Source organism: uncultured Campylobacter sp. (assembly GCF_938018145.1).
Lineage (GTDB): Bacteria > Campylobacterota > Campylobacteria > Campylobacterales > Campylobacteraceae > Campylobacter_A.
In genome coordinates, this window is the sequence record NZ_CALIII010000206.1 from 1 (window position 1) to 1,557 (window position 1,557).

General features: G+C 45.1%; 1 protein-coding gene and 1 pseudogene. One reads left to right on the forward strand and one right to left on the reverse strand.

Annotated elements, in window-relative coordinates; genetic code table 11:
* Positions 1 to 433: pseudogene (locus Q0338_RS04690) on the forward strand (GTP pyrophosphokinase); the annotation flags it as partial.
* A 226-nt stretch (positions 434 to 659) separates the two neighbouring features.
* On the opposite strand, the gene Q0338_RS04695 reads toward Q0338_RS04690, so the two are convergent.
* Entirely contained in the window at positions 660 to 1,358 is a 699-nt protein-coding gene (locus tag Q0338_RS04695; protein WP_298085744.1) for a vWA domain-containing protein, read from the reverse strand.
* Positions 1,359 to 1,557: the final 199 nt, after the last annotated feature.

The following is a 1,557-nucleotide window of genomic DNA, read 5'->3' on the forward strand; positions in this document are numbered from 1 at the left end:
CAAGCTTTTGCAAATCTCTGGCCTACTAAACTACGAACGCGAAAAGATAAAAGCACTGCTAAAACAAGGCGCTAATAACGCCGACTTGCTCCAGACGCTAGCTTATATCGACATTTTCACGAACGATTTTGAGGAGAGCTATCAGATCTACAACCGCATAATCGACGAGTTTAAGATAAACGACGCGGGCACGCTGTTTCTAGCAGCCGTAGCCGCCATCGGCTCAAACCACCCGCAAAACGCAACCGCGCTTTTGGAGCTATCTAAGCTCACCGATCCAAACGCGATGGAAAGCCGTGCGGCGCTCGGGTACCTATATCAAGAGATCGATAATATCGAAGCCGCGACGATACAATACGGGCTGATAAAAGATCCAAATTTTAAAAGCAAATTCGTTGATTTTATGATTGATTACGAGAAGCTGAAAAAGTAGTTTTATGCGGGCGATACGGCGATAAATTCGTCGCAAATTCGCCCGAATAATTTTTATAGATTAATAGCGCCGAAGCGAAGCTCTGCTTTGTTAAATTTGACAAAAACAAAAATAACTCGCCTCGTCAAATTTAATCGCCCTGCTCCGCTTTGAGCCATGACTAGCGATTTAAGAACAACCGCAAATTTACAAAAGCACGGCAACAAGCCGCGCCTTAAGTCAAATTTTACTTATCCTCAAGCACCTTTTCGCGCCACTTCGAGCTTGATTTTTTATCCATCGCCATATCTTTGGACATCTCTGCAGCGGCCTCAAAGTTTTTCTGCACGCCCTCGCTGCTGTTTTTGTATTTCACTGCGTTCGTACCCTTTATGCCTAGGCTTTGCGCCTCGCTAACCGCGTCGATGTTCGCTCCCAAAAATATAAACTCCCAGTCGTATTTTTCCTGCTTATCGCTTATCATTTTTTTGATCTGCGCCTTTGAGTACTCCTTGCTCGAATTTTCCTGCCCGTCGGTGATGATGACGAAAAGCACGGCTCTGTTTTTAGCGTAGATATCCTCGACTTTTGAGATTTTATTTATCGTATCGCCCACAGCGTCTAGTAGCGCGGTGTTGCCGCTAGCGACGTAGTCCTTGTTCGTTAGCTTCTCGACCTTTTTGATATCGGCTCTATCGTGCAGCGTCTTAAAATTCGTATCAAAGAGCACCGTAGTTACCTTTGCGTCCACGCCCGCTTCTTTTTGCTTGTCGATCATCGAGTTAAAGCCGCCGATCGTATCGCTCTCAAGCCCGCTCATGGAGCCCGATTTATCTAAGATAAGCACCATCTCAAGCTGCTTTGGCTCAGATTTTTGCGGCGCTTCCTCGCTTTTAGCAAACGCAAACGCCCCGATAATCATCAACAAAAACGCGATTTTTTTCATATTTTCTCCTTTGAAAATTTGATTTGATTATAGCAAATTTTAACGGCGCGGCGGTAAATGCGGGAGGATTTAAATTTGCGCGCCGAGCAAAATCCGCCCGAAATCAAAGCTAGATTTACCCGTCGCAAAACGGAAGCGGTTTGATAAAATTATCGCAGTCGGTTTGGGCGACTAAATTTTGGCTTTAAATCAAAATCCC

Excerpts from the sequence above, each read along its gene's own strand:
- Q0338_RS04695 (WP_298085744.1), bottom strand. The coding sequence starts at position 1,358 with ATGAAAAAAATCGCGTTTTTGTTGATGATTATCGGGGCGTTTGCGTTT.